The sequence below is a fragment of the Pannonibacter indicus genome, from assembly GCF_001418225.1.
GTDB classification, from domain to species: domain Bacteria; phylum Pseudomonadota; class Alphaproteobacteria; order Rhizobiales; family Stappiaceae; genus Pannonibacter; species Pannonibacter indicus.
The window spans coordinates 77,174-97,594 of the sequence record NZ_LIPT01000009.1 but is presented as its reverse complement, the minus strand read 5'-3'; the positions used below and the strand labels follow the sequence as shown (position 1 = coordinate 97,594).

The following is a 20,421-nucleotide window of genomic DNA, read 5'->3' as shown; positions in this document are numbered from 1 at the left end:
TTTACGCCAGTGCGGCGCGGATCTTCTCCGCCTGTTCGGCCAGCACGGCCTGATCGGCCATGGCGCTGGTGTGGGGGCGAAGGGCAATGCCTTCAAAGCGCGGGATGACGTGGAAGTGGGTATGGAACACCACCTGGCCGCCGGCGCTCTCCGAAAACTGCTGGATGGTCACGCCATCGGCGCTGAAGGCCTTCATCACGGCCTGTGCCATCTTCTTCACGGTGGCCATGACGGCAAAGAGGTCTTCCTCGGCGATATCGAGAATGTTGCGCGACGGGGCCTTGGGGATCACCAGCACATGGCCGTCGCCACGGGGCATGATGTCCATGATCACCAGCGTCTTACCGTCTTCATAGAGCTTGTGGCTGGGCAGTTCGCCGCGCAGGATCTTGGCAAAGACGTTGCTGTCGTCATAGGCAGGGCTGGTCATCAGTCTCTCCGTTCAAGGGTGTTTGCGGGCACCCTAACGGCACCCTTGGCGCCGGGCAACGGGCATTTGCGGAGCATTGACTCTGTTTGTGAAGCAGCTGAGTCAGTGTGTGAAACGCGGTTCTCAACTCGCTGAGGACTCTGCGTCACATGCGGCCTATGGCGCCTCATCCTGGGCGCACTTCCGGAAGGGGGCATGTTTGCTGAGGATGGCGGCATCCATCTCCACCGCCCGCCGTTCCCGCTCCAGATAGTCGGCGACGGCGGCCCGAAGGCCCGGATGGGCGATCCAGTGGGCGGAGCGGGTGAGGCGGGGCAGGTAGCCGCGCGCCAGCTTGTGTTCGCCTTGCGCGCCCGCTTCCACCAACTTCAGCCTGTGGGCGATGGCAAAGTCGATGGCCTGATAGTAGCAAAGCTCGAAATGCAGGAAGGGGTGACGCTCTGTGCAGCCCCAGTTGCGGCCAAACAGCGTGTCCGAGCCGATGAAATTCAGTGCCCCGGCGATGTAGCGCCCCTCGCGTTTGGCCATGACCAGCAGGATGCGCTCCGCCATGCGCTCGCCTACCAGCGAGAAAAAACGCCGGTTGAGATAGGGACGGCCCCATTTGCGCGCGCCCGTATCCATGTAGAAGGCGAAGAATGCGTCCCAATGGGCCTCGGTCAGATCGCGGCCTGTCACCCATTCCACCTCGATGCCGGCAGACAGAGCCTCCTTGCGCTCTTTGCGGATGGCCTTGCGCTTGCGCGAGGCAAGCTCTTCCAGAAAGCCGTCAAAACTCGCGTAGCCCCGGTTCTCCCAGTGAAACTGCTGGTCAGTGCGCAGCAGATAGCCGGCATCGCCCAGTTGGTTCCATTCCGGTTCCGTCAGGAACGTGGCGTGGACGGAGGACGCGCCCGACTGGCGGCAGACCTCCACCAGCCCCTGCGACAGGGCAGCGATGCCGGTCTCCCTGTCGAGATCTGGATGGGTGAGGAAGCGGCGGCCCGTTGCGGGCGTGAAGGGCACGCTGACCTGGAGCTTCGGATAATATTCCCCGCCCGCCCGGTGAAACGCCTCGGCCCAGCCGTGGTCAAACACATATTCGCCCTGCGAATGGCTTTTCAGCCAGGCCGGAACCGCACCCAGCAGCGTGCCATCTGCCGCTTCCAGCAGCAGATGGCGCGGCGCCCAGCCGGTGCGGGCCGAAGCGCAGCCAGATTCCTCCAGCGCCTGCAAAAAGGCGTGGCAGATGAAGGGGTTGAAGTCCGCGCCGGACTCAGTTTCTGAAGGCTTGAGGTGGCCGCCCGGACCCATGACCCAGCCGGGATTGGCGAGCCTGTCCCAGTCCTCTGCCGCGACGCCGCCAAGGCCATTGGCAATGCGCAGCGTCACCGCAAGGCCGCCGTCCTGATCTGCCGGTGTGTTGCCGCTCATGCGACCGCTATCCTCAAGGCTGACTGGCGCGGGAGGTTTGCGCCCCGCTCAAAGGGTAGAGCCTGTAGAGCGCGGCGCAAGGGGGAGGGCGCAGATTTTGCGGGTGTCCGTGTCCGGCCGCAGAAGGCCTTGTATCAAGGCTCTGAGATGCTGGCGCATCACGCCTTCGAAATGCTCAGACGCCGCAAGGGCTCGCCCCAAACCCGATGAACCCAGCTCACCGGGTTTGGGTATCACACCTTGTCGGTGTCAAAGCCCTCGAAAATGATCTGGTCGGCGAAGGCGAGGGCGCGCTGGCGGTCGGCCGGGTCACGCACGGTCCAGGTCATGATCGGCAGGTCAAAGAACTTGCGCAGGATGCTCGGCCCCATCATCGGCAAGTCCTTGTAATGATAGGAGATGAAATGCGGCCGGGTGCGCGGGGCGTGCAGCAGGTGGCGGTGGATGAAGCGCTGCATGCGCGTCAGCTGACGGTATTCGCCCTTGTTGGGCGTGCTGTCGGCAACGATGCCGCGCGGGATTTCCGGGGCGTGCTCACGCAGCACCGAAAGCATGTCCGGATCGAAGGATTTCAGCACCAGCGGGCCTTTGTAACCGCGCACCGTATCGGCGACACCGCGCACGAAATCCGCCTGCGCATCCGGTTTCATCAAGGACTTGATCTCGACGACCAGTGTCACCTTGCCGTTCACCTGTTCCAGCAGCTCTTCCAGCAGCCACAGCCGGTCCGTGCCCTTCTGCATGCGGATGGCGGTCAGTTCGGCGGCGGTGCGGGCGAGCACAGGCCCCGTGCCTTCAGCCAGCCGGTCCAGATCATCATCATGGAACACCAGTGCCCGGCCATCGGCGGTTTCCTGCACGTCCACCTCGATGGCGTAGTTGCGCGTCATCGCCTCGGCAATGGCGGTGGGGCTGTTTTCCATGATGCCGGCGGAAGCCGTGTGGAAGCCGCGGTGGGCGATCGGGCGGGAAACGATCCAGGAATGATCGGTCATGGGGAATGATCCGGAATGGCGGCAATGGCCGCAGCAGGGGGAAACAAGGTCCGGGCGGGCAGCCCGCCCGGAGCTTTAGCCGAAGATTATTCGACTTCGATGACAGCCTCGACCTCGACGGCAACGCCGAAGGGCAGGGAGGCGACGGAGACGGAGGTGCGGGCATGGCGGCCCTTGTCACCGAACACGTCGACGATAAAGTCGGAGCAGCCGTTGACGACCTGCGACTGCTGGGTGAAGTCCGGCGTGGAGTTGATCATGCCGGTCAGCTTGACGACACGCACGACCTTGTCGAGGTCACCGATGGCGGATTTGGTCTGGGCGAGGATGTTGATGGCGCACAGGCGGGCGCAGGCGGCGCCTTCCTCAACGCTGAATTCCGCGCCGACCTTGCCGACATATTCGATGCCGTTCGGGCCGATCGGAATCTGGCCGGCGATGAACAGCAGGTTGCCGGTGCGCACCACCGGAACATAATTGGCCTGCGGCGCGACGGGAACCGGCAGGGTGACGCCGAGTTCGGCAAGGCGGGCTTCGATGGTACCAGACACGGAATCTTCCTCTGAAAAGGGGCGGGAACCGGCGTCAGTGATTGCGCAAATTTACACGCCCGGCAAGGGCTTCCGGGCTTTCAGGCATCCGAAACTGAGGGCGGGAAGCCGACTTGCAGCATCTTTGGGGGCAAACTTGTTCCGCGCTGCTTCAAACTTGCCCGAATTGCCAGCGAGTGTGCTAGGGAAAGGGCTGTTGGCTGACAGTTCATGTGTTCGATGAGGAGTGATTGATGTCGGGAAAACGAGCAGCCGTTCCTAACTTCAAGGGATCCTGGCGCGCCTGGCCAATCTTTCTGTCCGGCATGATCGGGCTTGCGGGGGCGGGCAGCGCCGCTGCTTCCACCCAGTCCGGACCACTGCCACTGATGCCGCACCGCGCCGTCTATGACATGAAGCTGTCGGATGCGGGCGATGGTGTCAGCATTTCCGACATCACCGGGCGTATGGTCTATGAAATGACGGGCTCGGCCTGCGAGGGCTATTCGGTCAATCTGCGCATCGTCACCCGCTTTGTGGATGACAGCGGCACCTCCAGCATCACCGATCTGCGCAATTCCACCTTCGAGGAACCGGACGCCAACACGCTGGAGTTCCTCAGCCAGACCTATTCCGGCCAGACGCTGACCATGGAAACCCGCGGCACGGCCGAGGAAAAGGACAACCGCCTGACCATCAGCCTCACCGAGCCTGAGGAGAAGAAGGTCGAGACCGGCAAGGATGTCTATTATCCGATTTCCCACATTCAGGCGCTGATCAACGCGGCCAGAGAGGGCGGCTCCTTCTTCGAGGCGGATGTGTTCGACGGGGCGGAGACGGGTGAAAAGGTCTATGGCACTGCGGCTGTCATCGGCGCGCCGCAATCAGGTGAGGATGCGCCGGGTGAGGAAGAGGCCAAGGCCGTGTCCGGCATCGGCGCGGGCCAGCGCTGGCCGGTGACGATCGCCTATTTCGATCCGGAACTCGACCATGGCGGCGAGGCAACGCCCGTCTACCAGATCAGCTTCCTGCTCTATGAAAACGGCGTCAGCCGCAAGCTGAAGCTCGACTACGGCGACTTCAAGCTGGAAGGCAAGCTGACCAACTTCGAGGCCCTCCCGGCGGCCGCTCCCTGCAAGAAGTGAGCGCAGGGGAGAGTGGCCTGCGAGGCAGGTACAACCTTTCCTTCGTCACACCGGAAGAAAGCGAAGCGAAGATCCGGTACCGGTGAGCCAAGGCCTTTCGGCTCTGGTCCGTCGGAATCCAACCCACACTCCGGCTCACCGGTCCCGGATCGCGCAAGCGCGTCCGGGAAGACGATGGAGAGGGGCTGGGGGATTTGTTCAGGCAGGAGGAAAGGGCGGGTTTACTCCACCTCCGGCCGCCGTTTCAGCTTGGCTGCGTGGGTTAATCCCGTTTCGACGGCGGTGAGGCCGAATTTCTCGCGCAAGGCGTCGATGGCCCGTTCGGCCTTTGCCTGGCGGCCGGCTTCCTGATCGACAAGATCAGCCGGATCAGCAAGGTCTGCATCGCACAGATCCGACAGGCCGATGCCGATGAGGCGGAAGTGCTGGCCCTTGGCAGCATCCGCCAGAAGCTCGTCCCCCAGCGCGAAGATGCGTCCGGCCAGTTGCGTCGGGCTGGACAGCTGGCGGGAGCGGGTGATCGTGCGGAAGTCGCCCGTTTTCAGTTTCAGCGTGACGGTGCGTCCGGCAAAGCCCGCCTTCTTCATGCGCCGCGACACCTTTTCCGACAGGTCGCGCAGGATGGGGCGCAGCACCGGCACCTGGGCGATATCCTTGTCGAAGGTGGTTTCGGCGCTGATGCTTTTGGTCTCCCGCTCCGGCGAGACGCTGCGGTCATCCTCGCCCTGGCACAGCTTGGCGAGCCGCAGGCCCATGGTGCCATAGCGGCGGATGAGGTCCGACGGGTCCATTCCCTGCAACTGGCCGATGGTGGTAATGCCGTCGCTGGCGAGCTTGCCCTGAAACACCTTGCCGACGCCCCAGATGAGACCCACGTGCCGTTCCGCCAGAAAGCTCTTGGCCTCCGCCGCCCCGATCACCGAAAAGCCGCGCGGCTTGTCGAGGTCCGAGGCGATCTTGGCGAGGAACTTGTTGGGGGCAAGGCCAACGGAGGCGGTGATGCCCACCTCGCTTTCCAGATCGCGGATGAAGCGGGCCAGCACTTCGGCGGGCGTGGCGTGATGCAGCCGGGTGGTGCCGGTGAGATCGAGAAAGGCTTCGTCGATGGACAGCGGCTCCACCAGCGGCGTCAGCGCCAGCATCCGCTCGCGCACCAGCCGTCCGGTTTCGGCGTATTTGGCCATGTTGGGCTTGATCACCACCGCATCCGGGCAGGCTTCCAGCGCCTTGTACATGGGCATGGCCGAGCGCACCCCGTGGATGCGGGCGATGTAGCAGCAGGTGGAGACAACGCCGCGCTGGCCGCCACCGACGATGACGGGCAAGTCGCGCAGCTCCGGATTGTCGCGCTTTTCGATGGAGGCATAGAAGGCGTCGCAGTCGATATGGGCGATTGCGAGCTGGTCCAGCTCCGGATGGCTGACAAGGCGCGGGCTGCCGCAGGCCTTGCAGCGCTGGCGTCCGGGCTCCGGCCTTGCGCCGCAGTCACGGCAAAGCGGCCGGGGGCGCTGCCCCACCGCTGCTGCGTCTGTGCTGCCCGCTTCACCCATGCCTTTGGCCCTGATCCTACCGGGAGGTGATCATAGTCCTGATATGGGCTTCTGTCTCAAGCCAGTCGCCGGAGACAAGATCAAGGCCGGGCAGGGGATCGAGCGCTTGGCGGAAGCGGGGATCGGCCACGAACTGGATCAGCCGCGCCGAGGGCAGCGCCTGCGCCACCGACTGAAGATTCTGCGGGCTGTCATCGATGAAGACGACCGGCTGGCCGCGCCCGGCAGAGAGCGCCGCGACAGCTCCGCCCTTGGGGCCGGAATTGGTGACGACCGGAAAGGTCAGCCCATGGGCGGCGAGCAGCTTTTCGCGCAAGGGTTTGTTGGCAACGCCCGGCAGATTGGTCAGAAAGACGATCTCGAAGGTTTCCGACAGGCGGGTCAGGGCCGGGACGGCCCCATCGACGATGGTCTGCCGGTCCGAGATATCCTCGAAAAATCCCTGTACCAGACGGTGCACTTCGTCCGCGCCCAGCAGCCGGCCGGAGGCCTCTTCGGCAATGTTGCCGGTCAGCCTGTAGCTATAGGCGATGAAGACAAGGCCGCGCGCGGCAAGGAATTCCTCCAGATGCAGAATCATGTGCAGCACCACCTCGTCCACATCGCAGATGATCAGCGGGCGGGTGGAGCGGGGCAGCAGGGCAATCTGGTCGAGGACACCCCGGCCGGGGGCGGCTAATGTGGACATGCGGCGCTCAGGCGTCCGGGCCGCCGGCCAGCACATAGCGCGCGGCGGCAATCAAGGTGGGGCGGACGCCGGAATTCTCGCAATAGGTGAGAAGCAGCGGCTCATCCGTCATGAAAAACTCAAGAACACCTGCCAGAAATCCGGGCTCCGCAGCCGCAGAGCGAATCGAATCCGGCCCGATACCGGAGAGCGCAAGGAACCGGCCCGTCAATTCCGGGTCGCGCGTCAGGTGCAAAAGCGCGTCCAGGGCCATTTCTTCTGCTTTTTCAAAGCTCATGCTCCGAGACTCAGGAATTGCCATTGCATTTTTGCCTTTCCGAAACGAATCCGCGCTACCATTTGTTCTTAAGTAATGCGGGCAGGGGAGAGACGCCAGCCAATCGGTGCTGCGCCGTCATCTCTCCTGTTGCCGTTTCCCTCCGTGCCGTGACCGGCGAAGGCTGTTTTGCATGTCCAAGACTGTGCTGATCGTTGAAGACAACGAACTCAACATGAAGCTGTTTCACGACCTTCTGGAAGCACATGGCTATGGCACGCTGCAGACCCGCACAGGCATTGAAGCGCTGGAGCTGGCCCGCAAGTACCGGCCGGACCTGATTCTGATGGATATCCAGCTGCCCGAAGTGTCGGGGCTGGAAGTGACCAAATGGATCAAGGAAGACGACGACCTGTGCACCATCCCGGTCATCGCCGTCACCGCCTTCGCCATGAAGGGCGATGAAGAGCGTATCCGGCAGGGGGGCTGCGAGGCCTATATCTCCAAGCCGATCTCCGTGACCAAGTTCCTGGAGACGGTGCGCTCCTATCTCGGAGAGGCCTGATCCTCACGCCTTTCTGCACCTTCTGCGGAGCCTCACGGGCTTCCGCAAGGGCTGGTGCGTGAATTAAGGTTAGAAGTTTACTAACTTTTTATGATTTGACTGATGTGGCGGCGGTGCTGATTGATTTCCCATGCCGATTCGCTACTGTAATTCCTGTATTTAAAGGGCACCTGCGGGAAAGCAGGGCATTTATTTAAGCTGATTGAACTGAATACCCTACGGAGCGCCTGGGTCCGCCGCATCTCCTGGGTCCGTGGGGCAAGGCTGGCGCGGTGTCTGCCCGATGAGTGGCCTCCTCGGATTGGCAGCCCCGCGCCGGCCGCCACGCAACCAGAAGACAGATTTTCAAACAGAATGATCGCCCCGCCGAAGGTTTTCGGCGGGGACTTTCCCTTACCCAACCGGCACCCAGACCGCACCGGCCGCCGGAATGTGGTGCCCGGCGAAGTGGACCGGTTCGGGGCCGTAGTTGAAGAGGAAGCGGTGCGTGGCCGTGTCGCGCTGGCGGATGCCTTCCGGCATGTCCGTGACCTCCAGCCCGGCATTGATGACAGCGCTGCGCAGGATGCGGTCGAGGGCTTCCTCGTCCGGCCAGCCGCCGAGATAGGTCATGTTGCCCGCGCGCATGGCAGCAGGCGTGCCGTCCACGGCCTCTTCCACCACTTCGGCACTGCCTTCCAGCACCTCGCGCCAGCCGGTGAAGGCGCCGCCCGCCACAAGCGGAACCGGCGCGTCGGGCGGCAGGCTTTCAACCCGCGCCACAAGGCAGTCCAGCCCCGGCAGGGCGGGCGGCAGCGGCACAGGAATGGTGAAGTCCGGGGTCTTGGAATTGAAGCGTGGGCCTGCGATGACGGCGGCACCTGAAGCGGTGAGCGCGGTCTTCAGCGTCTCTGTCAGGGTGAAAAGCCCCGGCACCAGAACAAGGCTGTAGCCGCTGAAATCCTGGGCCGTGGGCGGCAGGATATCGACGGAAAGGCCAAGGCGGCGCAGGCCCTTGTAGATATGGAACAGCAGGGCGAAGTAATCGAAATCCTTGCCCTGCGGCTGGATGGACCAGGCCCAGGCGCTTTCATAGTCGAAGACGAGAGCCACTTTCGCCTTTGCCACGGCGGTGACGGGCAGGGCCTTCAGCTCTTCGGCCACCTTTGCCGCCTCGTGATAGGCGGGGGCAGCGGCGCTGTCGGGGCGCAGCAGGCCGGCATGCATCTGCTCCTGCGCGAAAGGCGCCTGCCGCCAGCGGAAATAACATACCGCTTCCGCCCCGTGGGCAAAGGCTTCCCAGGCCCAGAGCCGTGCCATGCCCGGCAGCGGATCGGGGTTGTAGGGCGCCCAGTTCACCGGGCCGGGCTGCTGCTCCATGATCCACCAGCGGCCCTTGCCGACGGCGCGGTAGAGATCGTGATGAAAGGCCTGAAAGTCCGGATCACCCTGACGCAGATAGCGGCGCTTGTGCTCGGGGCTTGCCTCCAGCCGGTCGGAGAGGAAGCCGATAGGGTAAGCATCCCAGCTGGCGATATCGAGATCAGCCCCTACGGCGAAATGATCGAATTCAACGATGCGGCCCATGTAGTTATGGGCAATGGGTGCATCGGAATGGCGGCGGATGATGTCCGTCTGCAGCCGGTTGAAGCTGACCACCTGATCGGAGGAAAACCGGCGGAAGTCCATGACATGGGCCGGGTTCGGCTCAGTCACGGTCAGGTTCGGCAGGTCTATTTCCTCGAAACCGGCATAGTCCATCGACCAGAACACATTGCCCCAGGCCCGGTTCAGCGCCTGCGGCGACTGATACTTGCGCGCCAGCCAGTTGCGGAAAGCATCGCGGGCAGCGGTGGAATAGCTGAGGATGGTGTCGTGGCAGCCGTATTCATTGTCGGTCTGCCAGGCGGCCACATGTTCGTTGCGGCCATAGCGTTCGGCCATCAGCGTGACGATGCGGGCGCATTCCTGCCGGTAGCCTTCATGGGAGAAGCAGTAATGGCGGCGCGAGCCGAAGCCGCGCGGACGGCCTTGCGCATCCAGCGCGATCATGTCCGGATGGCGGTCCAGCACCCAGCGCGGTGGCGTTGCGGTCGGTGTACCCAGCACCACCTTGAGGCCTGCCTTGCCTAGAACCTCGATGGCCTCATCCAGCCAGGTCCAGTCCAGTGCGCCGGGCCCGGCTTCAATGCGCGCCCAGGCGAATTCGCCGATGCGCACATAGGTGAGGCCGATTTCCTTCATGCGGGCCGCATCTTCGGCCCACTGGGCAGCGGGCCAGTGTTCGGGATAGTAGCAGACGCCAAGGGCGCGGGTACGGTCGGTCACAGGTTTACTCGATGCTCTTTCTGGCCTTGCGCCCCGCTGGCGGCGGCAAAGGTCATGCCGGAAAGCGGCTTTGCAGCCCTTGCACTGGCGCCGAGGCCCTGACGGGCGCTGGTGCAGAACAGGGTGCCAAGGTCATCCCCGCCAAAGGCCGGGCAGCTGGTGTGGGGCGCATCAAATGTGATGGCACGCACAAAGCTGCCGTCCGGCGCATAGGCAGCAACGCGGGAGGAGCCCCATTCCGCCAGCCACAGAAGACCGCTTTCATCCACAATGGCCCCGTCCGGATTGCGGCCTTCGGAGGTAAGGTCGAGGAAGACCTCCGGCCCGCCCTTCGGCCAGCCGGCATCATCCAGTGCCACGCGCATGACACAGCCAGTGACCGTGTCGGAGAAGAAGGCCGTCCCGCCATCCGGGGCAAAAGCGATGGAATTGGAAATGGTGATGGGCGCAAACAGCTTGCGCAGCTCGCCCCGGTACCAGCGGTAAATGGCACCGGCATCCTTCTCGGCGTTCTTGCCCATGGTGCCGATCCAGAAGCCGCCATAAGGGTCGGCGCGGCCATCGTTGGAACGGGTGGCCGGATTGTCCGCCTCCAGCGCGCAGACCGTGCGGGCCGCGCCCGTTTCGACGTCGAAGGAGAATAGCTCCCGGTCGCTGGCGATCAGCAGCTTGCGCTCGTCCACCCAGCCGGCGGCCGACACCATGGTTTCGAAGCGGTAGATACGGCTGTGGTCGTTTTCCTGGGTCAGAAGACTCTTGTTCAGGATGTCGAACCAGAAAAGCTGGCGGCGCAGCGGGTGCCACAATGGGCCTTCGCCCAGCTCGCAGACGGTGGCGTCAAAGACGGAGGAAGCAGAAGCGGCGCTCATCGGGCGCCTCCCTTGGCAATGTCGAAGGCCTGCACCATGGCACGGGCGCGGGTTTCAACGTCTCCCACCGTCAACCCCGGCACGTAGAGCGCTGTGCCGATGCCGAAGCCATCAATGCCGACCTTCAGCCAGTCGGCGAAATTGTCCGGCCCGGCGCCACCCACGGCATAGAGCCGGGTTTCCTTCGGAAGCACGGCGCGGATAGCCTTGACGCCCTCAGAGCCCAGAAGACCGGCCGGGAAGAGCTTCAGTCCGTCGGCGCCCGCCTGCAGGGCGGCGAAACACTCGGTCGGGGTCATCACGCCGGGGAAGGACTGCATGCGGGCAATCTTGGTGGCGCGGATGACGGACGGATCGCAGTTCGGCGACACGGCCATGCGGGCGCCGGTGTCGGAGAGCTTCATCACGTCTTCCACCGTCAGCACGGTGCCTGCGCCGATGATGGCGCTGTCGCCGAACTCGCGCACCATGGCGGCGATGCTGGTGAAGGGATCGGGCGAGTTGAGCGGCACCTCGATGCGGGTAAAACCGGCAGCGATCAGGCGCTCGCACACCGGCAGGGCCTCGGCAGGGGTGATGCCGCGCAGAATGGCAATCAAGGGACGCATCAGTCAGCCTTTCTGGTTTTCCGTGAGGACCCGGCGCGCAAGCCCAAGTCCAGCCAGTGTCAGGCTTTCGCCCGCCGTTGCGCGCGCGTCAAGGCCCGCCAGTTTCAGCGCCGCCAGATAGTGCGCGGAAAGAGCCGGGGCGCCGATCAGCGTGACGTCTCCTGAGACGCCCTGCCGCACCGCCGCAATCTCTGCGCCGATGATGAGGCCGGACAGGCGCGCACGGGCAGATGCTGCCGCAAGCCCATGCAGCAGTCCTTCAGCCCGCAGCGAAAAGAAGGCGGCAGCCAGCATGTCCGGCCGGGCAAGGCTGGCCGTCACGCCGCCTGCAAAGGCCTCCGCATCCCAGCCCTCATCCGCCATGCCGTGGCGCAACACGGAGGACTTCGACAGGAGCGCGAAGAGTTCGCCCGTCATGAAGGTGCTGAAGGATGTGACCGTGCCGCCATCGATCCGCACCCATTTGCTGTGGGTGCCGGGCAGGCAGAGCGTGCCGGAAAAGCCGGGATTGCCGGCGAGGAAACCGGCGATCTGGGTTTCCTCGCCGCGCATTACGTCGGCAGGAGTGTTCTGGCTGAGGCCCGGAATGATCCAGACCGACAGGCGCGGATCAGCAACGGGGGTCTCGACCATGGCGCTGGCCTGGAGCGGCGGGCAGGGGACTGCTGCATAGGGCGCTTCCACCCAGCCCTGACGGCTGCCCACCATGCCGCAGGCAATCACCAGCGTCTTTCGATCTTCTGGCAGCCAATTGGCGATCAGTTCCAGCAGCGCGCCCTCGAACTCGTCTCTTGCAAGGCTTGCCATGCCTTTGGGCGAAGAGGCCTGCGCCAGAACGCGTGCCCCTTCCATGGCGAAGACGCGCAGATGCGTGGTGCCCCAGTCAGCGGCAATCCACCCGGGGGAAACCTCTTCGCTCATCCCGTCACCACCACGCCGCCGTCAATGACGAGCGCCTGTCCGGTCATCATCTTCGAGGCGGAGGAGGCCAGGAACAGGCAACCGCCGGTGATGTCTTCCGGCGCCAGCGTGTCCTTCAGGCACTGGCGCTCTACATGGGCGGCAAGGCTTTCCGGCGTCACCCAGAGATCTTTCTGCTTCTGCGTCAGCACCCAGCCGGGGGCGAGTGCGTTGACGCGGATGCGGTCAGGGCCGAAGTCGCGTGCAAGGCTGCGGGTCAGACCGTTGATGGCGGAATTGGCGGAGGTGTAGGCCGGGAAACCGCCGTTGCCCATCATGTAGCTGATGGAGCTGAAGTTGATGATCGAGCCGCCGCCCGCCTTCTGCATGCCGGGGATAACCGCTTGAGCTGCAAAGAAATAGGCCTTCAGGTTGATGGCCATTGCCCAGTCCCAGTATTCCGGCGTCACGTCCAGCGTGTTGTGGCGCTGGTCGTTGGCGGCGTTGTTGACGAGAACCGTGATCGTGCCATGGGCTTCCGCTGCCTTGGCAATCGCGCCCTTCAGGGCGTCAATGTCCGTGATGTCGCAGGGCAGGAACAAGGGGCGGCTGCCGGTTTTTGCTTCCATCTCGTCACAGAAGCCCGAGGCATCGGAGCGCTGCACGAAGGCCACCTTGCAGCCCTGCCGCAGGAAGGCTTCCGTCAGGCTGGCGCCAATGCCGGAGCCGCCGCCGGTGATAAAGACGGATGCGCCCTTGAGATCGGGAAAGACCGGCTGTGCGTTCATGATGTAGCCCCTTCAGGTTCCTGCGGGCGGGCTTCGCTGCTGCGTTGGCCGCCGCTGATATTTCAGTGTGTGCCTTTATGCCGATGGATCGGGAGACCGGACAAGCCATCCAGTCTCACAGACGGGTTCCTTCCACCGTGAAAACTGTGCCCGGCCATGCGACGGGCAGCATGATTCCCTGTTGCATCAGCGCGGTCCCGGAGAGCGTCACCGGTCCGCTCTTCAGGGCGCAGGCCCCGCGAGACTGGGGCGGCACATCTTCCGGGTTGAGCAGCACCAGCCGGTAACGCGCCGCCGGATCCAGCCCGGTCAGCTTCAGCGGGCGGGGCAGGGCCTGTGCGGAAGCCGCCGCCTGACCGGAGGACAGCACGAAGCGGCTGCCATCCCGCGCCAGCTGCATTTCGGCGGTGACGGAAGGATCAGCCGCATCGAGGCGCAGGATGTCTGCGTGCATCAGCCAGTCCCGGTTGGCTTTCCACCAGCCGGTAACGGCGGTCAGAATGGCCGTCTCTTCCGGATCGAGTTCGCGCAGGTCCATCTCGAAGCCCATGTGCCGCTGGGCGGCCACGCGGGCGCGCAGGCTCATGGACAGAACCCGGCCCGAGGTGTGGCAATGGCGCGGGCCCACATGACTGCCGGTGACTGAGGCGGGCAGGAACAGCGCCGCATCATGCTGGATGCGCAGGCGCTCAAGTGCGTCGTTGCTGTCCGACAGCCAGACCCGCTGGGTGTGGGTGAGGATGCCGGCATCAATCCGCCCGCCGCCTGAGGCGCAGCTTTCGATCTCGACTTGCGGATGAGCGGCACGCAGCCGCGCCAGAAGAGCCAGCGTGCCGCGCGCCTGCGCTGCGTCTACAACGGGAAGCAGGCGGTTGTGATCCCATTTGATGTAGTCGATGGCGTAAGTGGAGAGCAGGGCGGAGACCGCCCCGAACAGATGATCACGCACCGGCTCCAGCGCCATGTTCAGCACAAGCTGATTGCGCCCGCGTGTCTGGTCCGCCGGACCAAGGATCCAGTCCGGATGGGCGCGGTAAAGGTCGCTGTCTTCGCTCACCATCTCCGGCTCGAACCATAGGCCGAAGGTCATTCCCAGCTTGTGAACAGCCTCGATGAGCGGCGTCAGACCGTCCGGCCATTTGCGCCGGTCCACGGTCCAGTCGCCAAGGCTCGTGGTGTCATCATCGCGCCGGCCGAACCAGCCATCATCCAGCACGAAACGCTCCGCCCCGATGGCGGCCGCCTTGGCGGCGATTTCGGTGAGCGCGGAAAGTTCGTGGTCAAAGTAGATGGCTTCCCAGCAGTTGTAATGCACGGGCCGGGGGCGGGCCGGATCGGGCCATGTCACCACCCGGCCGTGGATGTCGCGCTGGAAGAGAGTGGCTATGCCGTTGAGGCCGGAGGTGGAAACGGCGGCGATGAGGTCTGCCGTCTCAAAGCAGGTTCCAGCCTCGCGCTCGCTGTTACTGGCATGGCCGAACTGCACCTGCCTGCGCCCGTCGTAAAGCTCTTCGGCCACAAAGCGGTGCCCGCCGGGCCAGGCGTAATGCAGGGCGCGGACTTCGCCTGAAGTGTTGCGGCAACCCGGTTCCGTGAACAGCGCATAGGGCGGGTGTTCCTGACCGGACCTGCCGGTGCGCGCTTCGCGCTGGCGGATGCCGGTGGTCCAGGGCGTGGACTGCATGCGGAATTCGCCGATCCACTTGCCCGCCGGATCAAGGATCTGGTCTGCGCTCTGCGGCACCGGCAGCACGGGCGCGGCGAGCCAGTCCACGCGCACCGGCGCAAGGGACTCCAGCCGGGTGCGCAGCACGAAAACGCCGGTCTCTTTCGCTTCGATCACATGGGTGAGTGTGAGGCCTGCTGCGGTGGAGATCAGTTCCAGCCTTCCGGCGCTCTGGCGGGATTCACGGAAGGCGAAGCGGGGCTGCCGCAGCTCACCCTCAGCAGAGCGCAGCACGAGGCCCGGCTGGCCCTGCCAGTCATTGCCCTGTACCGGGCAGAGGCTCAGCGGGGGCAGGGCGTCGAGCATGCCGCCGGTGAGATCAGACCGGCTGGCCGCTACGAGAGCTTCAAGGTCCTCCTCCTGCGGCAGGGCCGGGCCCCAGTAGATGGCCTCCGGCACACCGCCTGAAGACGTGAGAACAAGGCTCTGCCCTGCGCAATCAAGGCGCCAGTGCTGCGCGGTGTTCCCGGTCATTTCACGGCTCCCAGCGTCAGGCCGGCGATGAAGTGCTTCTGCATCAGGAAGAACATCAGCACAGGCGGAAGGGCGGCGATGATCGACCCGGCGGAAACGAGGTGCCAGGCGGCGATCCACTGGCCGTTGAGCGAGTTGAGCCCGGCGGTGACCGGCTGGGTGTCGGCGCCGGTGGTCAGAACCATGGCCCAGAAATAGTCGTTCCAGATGAAGGTGAAGATCAGCACGGACAGGGCGGCAATGGCGGGGCGCATCAGGGGCATGACCACGTACCAGAAGATCTTCAGCTCGCTCACGCCCTCCACCCGCGCCGCCTCGATCAGCTCATAGGGCAGGGCCTTGATGAAGTTGCGCATGAACAGGGTGCAGAAACCGGTCTGGAAGGCGATGTGGAACAGGGCAAGGCCGGTGATCGTGTCGTAAAGCCCCATCTGCAGCGTCAGGTCGCGCACCGGCACCATGAGAATCTGGAAGGGCACGAAGTTGCCCGCTACGAACAGGAAGAAGACCAGCAGGTTGGAGCGGAACTTGTAAATGGCGAGCGCAAAGCCCGTCATGCAGGACAGAGCCACAGCGCCGATGACGGTGGGGATCGTCACCTTGAAACTGTTGAGGATATAGGCGGCGATGGGCGAGTTCTGGAAGATGGTGACATAGTTCTCGAAGGCGATGGCCGAGGGCATGCCGAAATAGTTGCCGGACGCCAGGTCGGAGGAGGGGCGCAGCGAGGTGAGCGCTACGCCCAGAAGCGGGAGCAGCCACAGGACAAGCGCAACCGGCAGGGCCGCCTTGTAAAGCGCCCGGGCCGGGGCCGGGAGTTGCTGGATGGGACGGGGAAACATGCTCAGTGTTCCTTCTCGTCGCGCCACATCTTCCAGATGAAGCCGGAAATGAAGATCATCATGATGGCGAAGAGGACAACGGCAATGGCCGCGCCATAGCCCATGCGGAAGCCGTATTCGGACAGGGCCTGCTCGTACATGTAGAAGGAGAGCACCCGCGAGGAGCCGAAGGGGCCGCCGGATGTCATGATCGACACAAGGTCGAAGGAGCGCAGCGCGCCGATGACGGTGACGATGACGGCGATGAAGGTGGCCGGGCGCAGCTGCGGCAGGATGACGTACCAGAGCATCTTCCAGCCCTTCGCTCCGTCCAGCCGCGCTGCCTCGATCTGGTCGGGCGCGACGTTGTTGAGGCCGGTGAGATAGAGGATCATCACATATGCGATCTGCGGCCAAAGGCCCGCAGCGATGATGCCGTAAGTCACGAGGTTCTCTTCCGCCAGAATGGCAACCCCTTGACCGGTCACTGCCTCGATCAACTTGTAGAACAGGCCGAAATTTGGGGCATAGAACCACGAGAACATCAGGCCGACAACGACCTGGCTGATGACGAAGGGAAAGAAGAACAGGGACTTGTAGACCCGGATGCCCCAGACCGTCTGGTTCAGGAAAATCGCGATCATCAGGCCTGCCGGAATGGCCAGCATGTAGAGCGCAAGCCAGATGACGTTGTTCTTCAGCGAGACATAGAAAGCCTCGTCATCCAGCAGCTCGGCGTAGTTGTCAGCGCCAATCCACCGGGCCGTGCCGATGCCGTCCCAGTCATAGAAGGAAATGCTGACCGACTGGAAGACCGGCGCAATCACGTAGAAAACGAACATCAGGGCGCCGGGCGCAAGGAAAAGCCACGGGGCAAGCATGCGCTGGCGCGCTTTCCAGAAGGCGGTCATCTCGGCCTCGGATCTTTCGGGAACATGTCCCCCGGATCAGCTCCGGAGGACGTTTCTGGGAGGGCGCCTGCAAGGGGCGGCGGTGCAGGGCTCAGTAGACGCGCTGGCGCACCTTCTCGAGGCGGTCGAGGATCCGCTCCAGCCGGTCGGGCCTGACCATATATTCCTGGAAGCCTTCCATGGCAGCCTTGGCCATCTCGGCCGGGGCGTCCCGGTCGAAGAACTGGGCAACGGCTGAAGCGGTCGATACCGTTTCAAAGCCCTGGCTCAGGAACGGATCTGCCGCATCCACCGTGGCCTCGTTATTGACCGGCAGCTGGCCGAGGCGCTTGTTGAGGGCGGTCTGCACGTCGGCACGGGTGACAAAGGCGAGGAACGTCTTGGCGTCCTCCACATTCTTGGCGCCTGCCGGAATGTGGATCGTGTCCGTCGGGGCTTCTTCAGCACGCGGCAGGCCCGGGGTGATTTCGGGGAAGACCATGAAGCCGAGATTGTCATTGGTCATGCCGCCATCCTTGAAGGCGGCGACGGCAAAGTTACCCATGACATAGTTGGCGGCCTTGCCCTGAACCAGAAGGGAAACGGCATCCTGCCAGTCAAGGGCCGTATGATTGGCGGTGACATAACCCGGTTCCACCAGCTTCGCCCATTCGGCAAAGACGGCCTTCACCCGGTCATCTGTCCAGGCGATCTTGCCTGCGGTCAGGTCCATGTGGAATTCGTAGCCGTTGGTGCGCAGGCTCAGATAGTCGAAGATGCCTGCAACCGGCCACAGGGCCTTGGAGCCGGTGGTCACGCAGTCGATGCCTGCCGCCTTGAACTTGGCGCAGTTGGCGATGAACTCATCCCAGGTCTTCGGCTCGCTCACGCCCGCCTGCTTGTAGACGTCCTTGTTGTAGTAGATACCCCACTGATAATAGGTATAGGGCACGCCCCACTGCTTGCCGTCGATGGTCATCGAAGCCTTGGACGCCGAGAGCTTCTGGCCGAGGCCGTTCTTCTCCCAGACATCGCTGACATCCATGAACTGCCCGGCCTTGACGAAGGGCGCCATGCGGTTGCCGGCGTACCAGCTGGCCAGATCCGGCGCATCTGCGGTCATGAAATTGCGGATGGCGGTCTTGTAGCCCTCATGGTCGAAGATATTGACCTTCACCTTCACGTCCGGGTTTTCCGCCTCGAACATGGTGACCAGTTCTTCCAGTGCAGCCTTCGGTGCCGGGTCCGACATGTCGGTGTTGAAAACGAGGGTCCTCTGTGCGGCCAGCGCCGAACCGGACATCATCAGCGCAGCGGCAAAGGCCGCCAGCTTGAGTGGTGTAACAGTCATCTTGTCTCCTCCCGGACTGTGTTCTTTGGTAACGATGTTCCAAATATTGAAACCAAGTCTTGCATATTGAAAACTATGATGCGAAGCTTTAGGACTGTCAAGCAGCAGGCGCACCCCTGTGTGCCGGGCGAGGGTTTGCAAGACGATGAGCACGAAACAGCCAAAGGCGGATGGGCCCGGCATCAGCGGGGCGGAGGCGGAACAGGGCGGTGATGGCACCGTCGGCAAGGCTCTGGCCGTTCTGGATATTGTGGCGCAGGCCGGCCGCCCGGTGCGCTTCACGGATATTCTGGCCATCAGCCCCTATCCGAAGGCCACGCTTTACCGGCTGCTGCAGACCCTGACCCATCAGGGCATGCTCGCCTATGATTCGGACAGCCAGAACTATGCTCTCGGCGTGCGGCTTGTGCGGCTTGCCCATGCGGCCTGGTCGCAGAGTTCTCTGGCGCCTCTGGCACGGCCCTGGCTCGACAGGCTGTCGGCAGAGCTGGGCGAAACTCTGCATCTGGCGCAGCTTGATCAGGGGCAGGTGCTCTATGTGGACAAGCGCAATGCCGCCCGGCCGGTGGAAATGTTCAGCCAGGCCGGCAAGGTCGGGCCTGCCTATTGCACCGGTGTCGGCAAGGCCATGCTTGCCTTTCTGCCGGAGGCGGCAAAGCAGCAGGCCGTTGCGCGCCAGTCCTTCTACCGTTTCACGCCGAAGACTCTCTGCTCGCGCGAGGAACTTCTCGCCGAGCTTGAGGAAATCCGCAAGAGCGGCCACGCCTTCGACCGGGAGGAGCACGAGCCGGGCATCATCTGCCTTGCCGTGCCGGTTCTGTCGTCGGGGGGCAGTGTGCTGGGGGCGCTTTCGGTCACATCCACAACAACCCGGAACAGCCTCGACGGGCTGGAGCAACTGGCCCCGCAGCTCAAGGCCTGCGCCAGCGCCATTGCTGCAGACGTGGAAGCCTGGCGGTTTCCGGAACGCAAGCAGATCTGAGGGAGGAAATCCATGTCTGGCGTCTCGTTCGAGAACGTGGTCAAGAAGTTCGGCGAAGTCGGGGTCATCCACGGGGTGGACCTGACCATCGAGCATGGCGAATTCTGTGTCTTCGTCGGCCCCTCGGGCTGCGGCAAGTCCACGCTGCTGCGCATGGTGGCAGGGCTGGAAAGCACCAGTTCCGGCGCAATCCGGATCGGTTCGCGTGACGTGACCACCCTTGATCCGGCCGAACGCGGCGTGGCGATGGTGTTCCAGACCTATGCGCTCTATCCGCACATGACGGTGGCGGAGAACATGGGTTTCGGCCTGAAGATGACCGGCCATCCCAGGGCGGAAATCGAGGCGAAGGTGGCAGCGGCCGCGAAGATCCTCAAGCTGGAGCCGCTGCTGTCGCGAAAGCCCAAGGCGCTCTCCGGTGGCCAGCGGCAGCGCGTCGCCATCGGACGCGCCATCGTGCGCGGGCCGGAAGTTTTCCTCTTCGATGAGCCGCTGTCCAACCTTGACGCCGAGCTGCGCGTCGAGATGCGCGTCGAGATTGCCCGCCTGCACCGGGAAATCGGCGCGACGATGATCTACGTGACCCATGATCAGGTCGAAGCGATGACGCTGGCCGACAAGATCGTGGTGCTGCGCGCCGGAAAAATCGAGCAGGTGGGCAAGCCGCTTGATCTCTACAACGATCCGGACAACCGTTTCGTCGCGGGCTTCATCGGGTCACCTGCCATGAATTTCCTCGACGCCAGCGTCAGCGGCGAGGGGCTCAAGGTTCCGGGGCTTGGCGATGCCATCTTTGCCCGTCCGGCGGTGGCGGTTGCCAATGGCCCGGTCACCTTCGGCCTGCGCCCGCAGCATCTGCGCATCGAGCGCTCCGGTACCACGCACAAGGTGGACATGGTCGAGGCGCTGGGCGGCGTTTCCTACGTGCATCTGATGGCCGCCAATGGCAGCAAGCTGATTGTCGAGCAGCGCGAGGACATGGGGCTTCGTGCAGGTGATCAGGCTGGTTTGAGCTTCGATCCGGCGCAGGCGATGTATTTCACGGCAGATGAGGCAGGCCGCAGGATCAGGTGAGGGGGAAGAGAATGTTTTTCATGAAAGATCTACTTCCTCTCATCTCCGTCATGCCATGA

At 63.7% G+C, this 20,421-nt stretch carries 20 protein-coding genes; 4 read left to right on the top strand and 16 right to left on the bottom strand.

Going from position 1 to position 20,421, the window contains the following annotated elements; translation table 11 throughout:
• Position 1: 1 nt before the first annotated feature.
• The 4 genes from ASC48_RS13735 to ASC48_RS13720 all read right to left on the bottom strand — a co-directional run bounded on the left by ASC48_RS13735 (position 2) and on the right by ASC48_RS13720 (position 3,389).
• Complete coding sequence (locus ASC48_RS13735; RefSeq protein WP_055456314.1) at positions 2-430, bottom strand: HIT family protein; 429 nt, start codon at positions 428-430, stop codon at positions 2-4.
• Between the two features lie 156 nt (positions 431-586).
• Positions 587-1,843: a GNAT family N-acetyltransferase gene (locus ASC48_RS13730; RefSeq protein ID WP_055456313.1), complete on the bottom strand. Its 1,257-nt coding sequence runs from the start codon at positions 1,841-1,843 to the stop codon at positions 587-589.
• Positions 1,844-2,076: 233 nt separating this feature from the next.
• Positions 2,077-2,838, bottom strand: a complete 762-nt coding sequence (locus ASC48_RS13725; protein ID WP_055456312.1) for a glycerophosphodiester phosphodiesterase family protein — start codon at positions 2,836-2,838, stop codon at positions 2,077-2,079.
• Between the two features lie 86 nt (positions 2,839-2,924).
• Positions 2,925-3,389 (bottom strand): RidA family protein, encoded by a 465-nt coding sequence (locus ASC48_RS13720; protein ID WP_055456311.1) that lies wholly within the window; start codon positions 3,387-3,389, stop codon positions 2,925-2,927.
• A 233-nt stretch (positions 3,390-3,622) separates the two neighbouring features.
• On the opposite strand from ASC48_RS13720, the gene ASC48_RS13715 reads away from it, so the two are divergent.
• On the top strand, positions 3,623-4,513 hold the full coding sequence (locus tag ASC48_RS13715; protein ID WP_055456310.1) for a cell envelope integrity EipB family protein: 891 nt from the start codon (positions 3,623-3,625) through the stop codon (positions 4,511-4,513).
• 221 nt (positions 4,514-4,734) lie between these two features.
• Here ASC48_RS13715 and ASC48_RS13710 read toward each other — a convergent pair whose 3' ends face one another.
• From ASC48_RS13710 to ASC48_RS13700, 3 genes are read right to left on the bottom strand one after another with little or no spacing between them, the layout of a single operon-like run.
• The gene (locus ASC48_RS13710) at positions 4,735-6,063 is read right to left on the bottom strand and encodes a DNA polymerase IV (protein WP_055456309.1); all 1,329 of its coding nucleotides are present in this window, start codon (positions 6,061-6,063) and stop codon (positions 4,735-4,737) included.
• 16 nt (positions 6,064-6,079) lie between these two features.
• Positions 6,080-6,751 (bottom strand): HAD family hydrolase, encoded by a 672-nt coding sequence (locus ASC48_RS13705; RefSeq protein WP_055456349.1) that lies wholly within the window; start codon positions 6,749-6,751, stop codon positions 6,080-6,082.
• Between the two features lie 7 nt (positions 6,752-6,758).
• A complete protein-coding gene (locus ASC48_RS13700; RefSeq protein WP_082440133.1) occupies positions 6,759-7,028 on the bottom strand; it encodes a DUF3572 domain-containing protein in 270 nt (89 codons plus the stop codon).
• A 172-nt stretch (positions 7,029-7,200) separates the two neighbouring features.
• On the opposite strand from ASC48_RS13700, the gene ASC48_RS13695 reads away from it, so the two are divergent.
• Positions 7,201-7,572 carry a response regulator gene (locus tag ASC48_RS13695; RefSeq protein WP_050471810.1) on the top strand — a complete coding sequence of 124 codons (372 nt, stop codon included), beginning with the start codon at positions 7,201-7,203 and terminating at the stop codon, positions 7,570-7,572.
• Between the two features lie 393 nt (positions 7,573-7,965).
• On the opposite strand, the gene ASC48_RS13690 is transcribed toward ASC48_RS13695, so the two are convergent.
• From ASC48_RS13690 to ASC48_RS13650, 9 genes are all read right to left on the bottom strand, one after another.
• Complete coding sequence (locus tag ASC48_RS13690; RefSeq protein ID WP_055456307.1) at positions 7,966-9,879, bottom strand: beta-galactosidase; 1,914 nt, start codon at positions 9,877-9,879, stop codon at positions 7,966-7,968.
• Entirely contained in the window at positions 9,876-10,748 is an 873-nt protein-coding gene (locus ASC48_RS13685) for an SMP-30/gluconolactonase/LRE family protein (RefSeq protein ID WP_055456306.1), read from the bottom strand. Before ASC48_RS13685 ends, ASC48_RS13690 begins: the two co-directional genes overlap by 4 nt.
• The gene (locus ASC48_RS13680) at positions 10,745-11,356 is read right to left on the bottom strand and encodes a 2-dehydro-3-deoxy-6-phosphogalactonate aldolase (RefSeq protein WP_208975722.1); all 612 of its coding nucleotides are present in this window, start codon (positions 11,354-11,356) and stop codon (positions 10,745-10,747) included. The genes ASC48_RS13685 and ASC48_RS13680 overlap by 4 nt, the downstream gene beginning before the upstream one ends.
• Before the next feature lie 3 nt (positions 11,357-11,359).
• Entirely contained in the window at positions 11,360-12,277 is a 918-nt protein-coding gene (locus ASC48_RS13675) for a 2-dehydro-3-deoxygalactonokinase (RefSeq protein ID WP_055456304.1), read from the bottom strand.
• A complete protein-coding gene (locus ASC48_RS13670; RefSeq protein WP_055456303.1) occupies positions 12,274-13,044 on the bottom strand; it encodes an SDR family NAD(P)-dependent oxidoreductase in 771 nt (256 codons plus the stop codon). Before ASC48_RS13670 ends, ASC48_RS13675 begins: the two co-directional genes overlap by 4 nt.
• Positions 13,045-13,159: 115 nt before the next feature.
• A complete protein-coding gene (locus ASC48_RS13665) occupies positions 13,160-15,244 on the bottom strand; it encodes an alpha-galactosidase (RefSeq protein WP_055456302.1) in 2,085 nt (694 codons plus the stop codon).
• Positions 15,241-16,086, bottom strand: a complete 846-nt coding sequence (locus ASC48_RS13660; RefSeq protein ID WP_055456301.1) for a carbohydrate ABC transporter permease — start codon at positions 16,084-16,086, stop codon at positions 15,241-15,243. The genes ASC48_RS13665 and ASC48_RS13660 overlap by 4 nt, the downstream gene beginning before the upstream one ends.
• A 2-nt stretch (positions 16,087-16,088) precedes the next feature.
• Entirely contained in the window at positions 16,089-16,976 is an 888-nt protein-coding gene (locus ASC48_RS13655) for a carbohydrate ABC transporter permease (RefSeq protein ID WP_197717594.1), read from the bottom strand.
• A 91-nt stretch (positions 16,977-17,067) separates the two neighbouring features.
• Positions 17,068-18,306, bottom strand: a complete 1,239-nt coding sequence (locus ASC48_RS13650) for an ABC transporter substrate-binding protein (RefSeq protein ID WP_055456300.1) — start codon at positions 18,304-18,306, stop codon at positions 17,068-17,070.
• A gap of 145 nt (positions 18,307-18,451) precedes the next feature.
• Here ASC48_RS13650 and ASC48_RS13645 point away from each other — a divergent pair, with 145 nt between their 5' ends.
• The gene (locus ASC48_RS13645) at positions 18,452-19,288 is read left to right on the top strand and encodes an IclR family transcriptional regulator (RefSeq protein ID WP_208975721.1); all 837 of its coding nucleotides are present in this window, start codon (positions 18,452-18,454) and stop codon (positions 19,286-19,288) included.
• A gap of 12 nt (positions 19,289-19,300) precedes the next feature.
• Positions 19,301-20,362 carry an ABC transporter ATP-binding protein gene (locus ASC48_RS13640; RefSeq protein ID WP_055456299.1) on the top strand — a complete coding sequence of 354 codons (1,062 nt, stop codon included), beginning with the start codon at positions 19,301-19,303 and terminating at the stop codon, positions 20,360-20,362.
• Positions 20,363-20,421 lie beyond the last annotated feature (59 nt).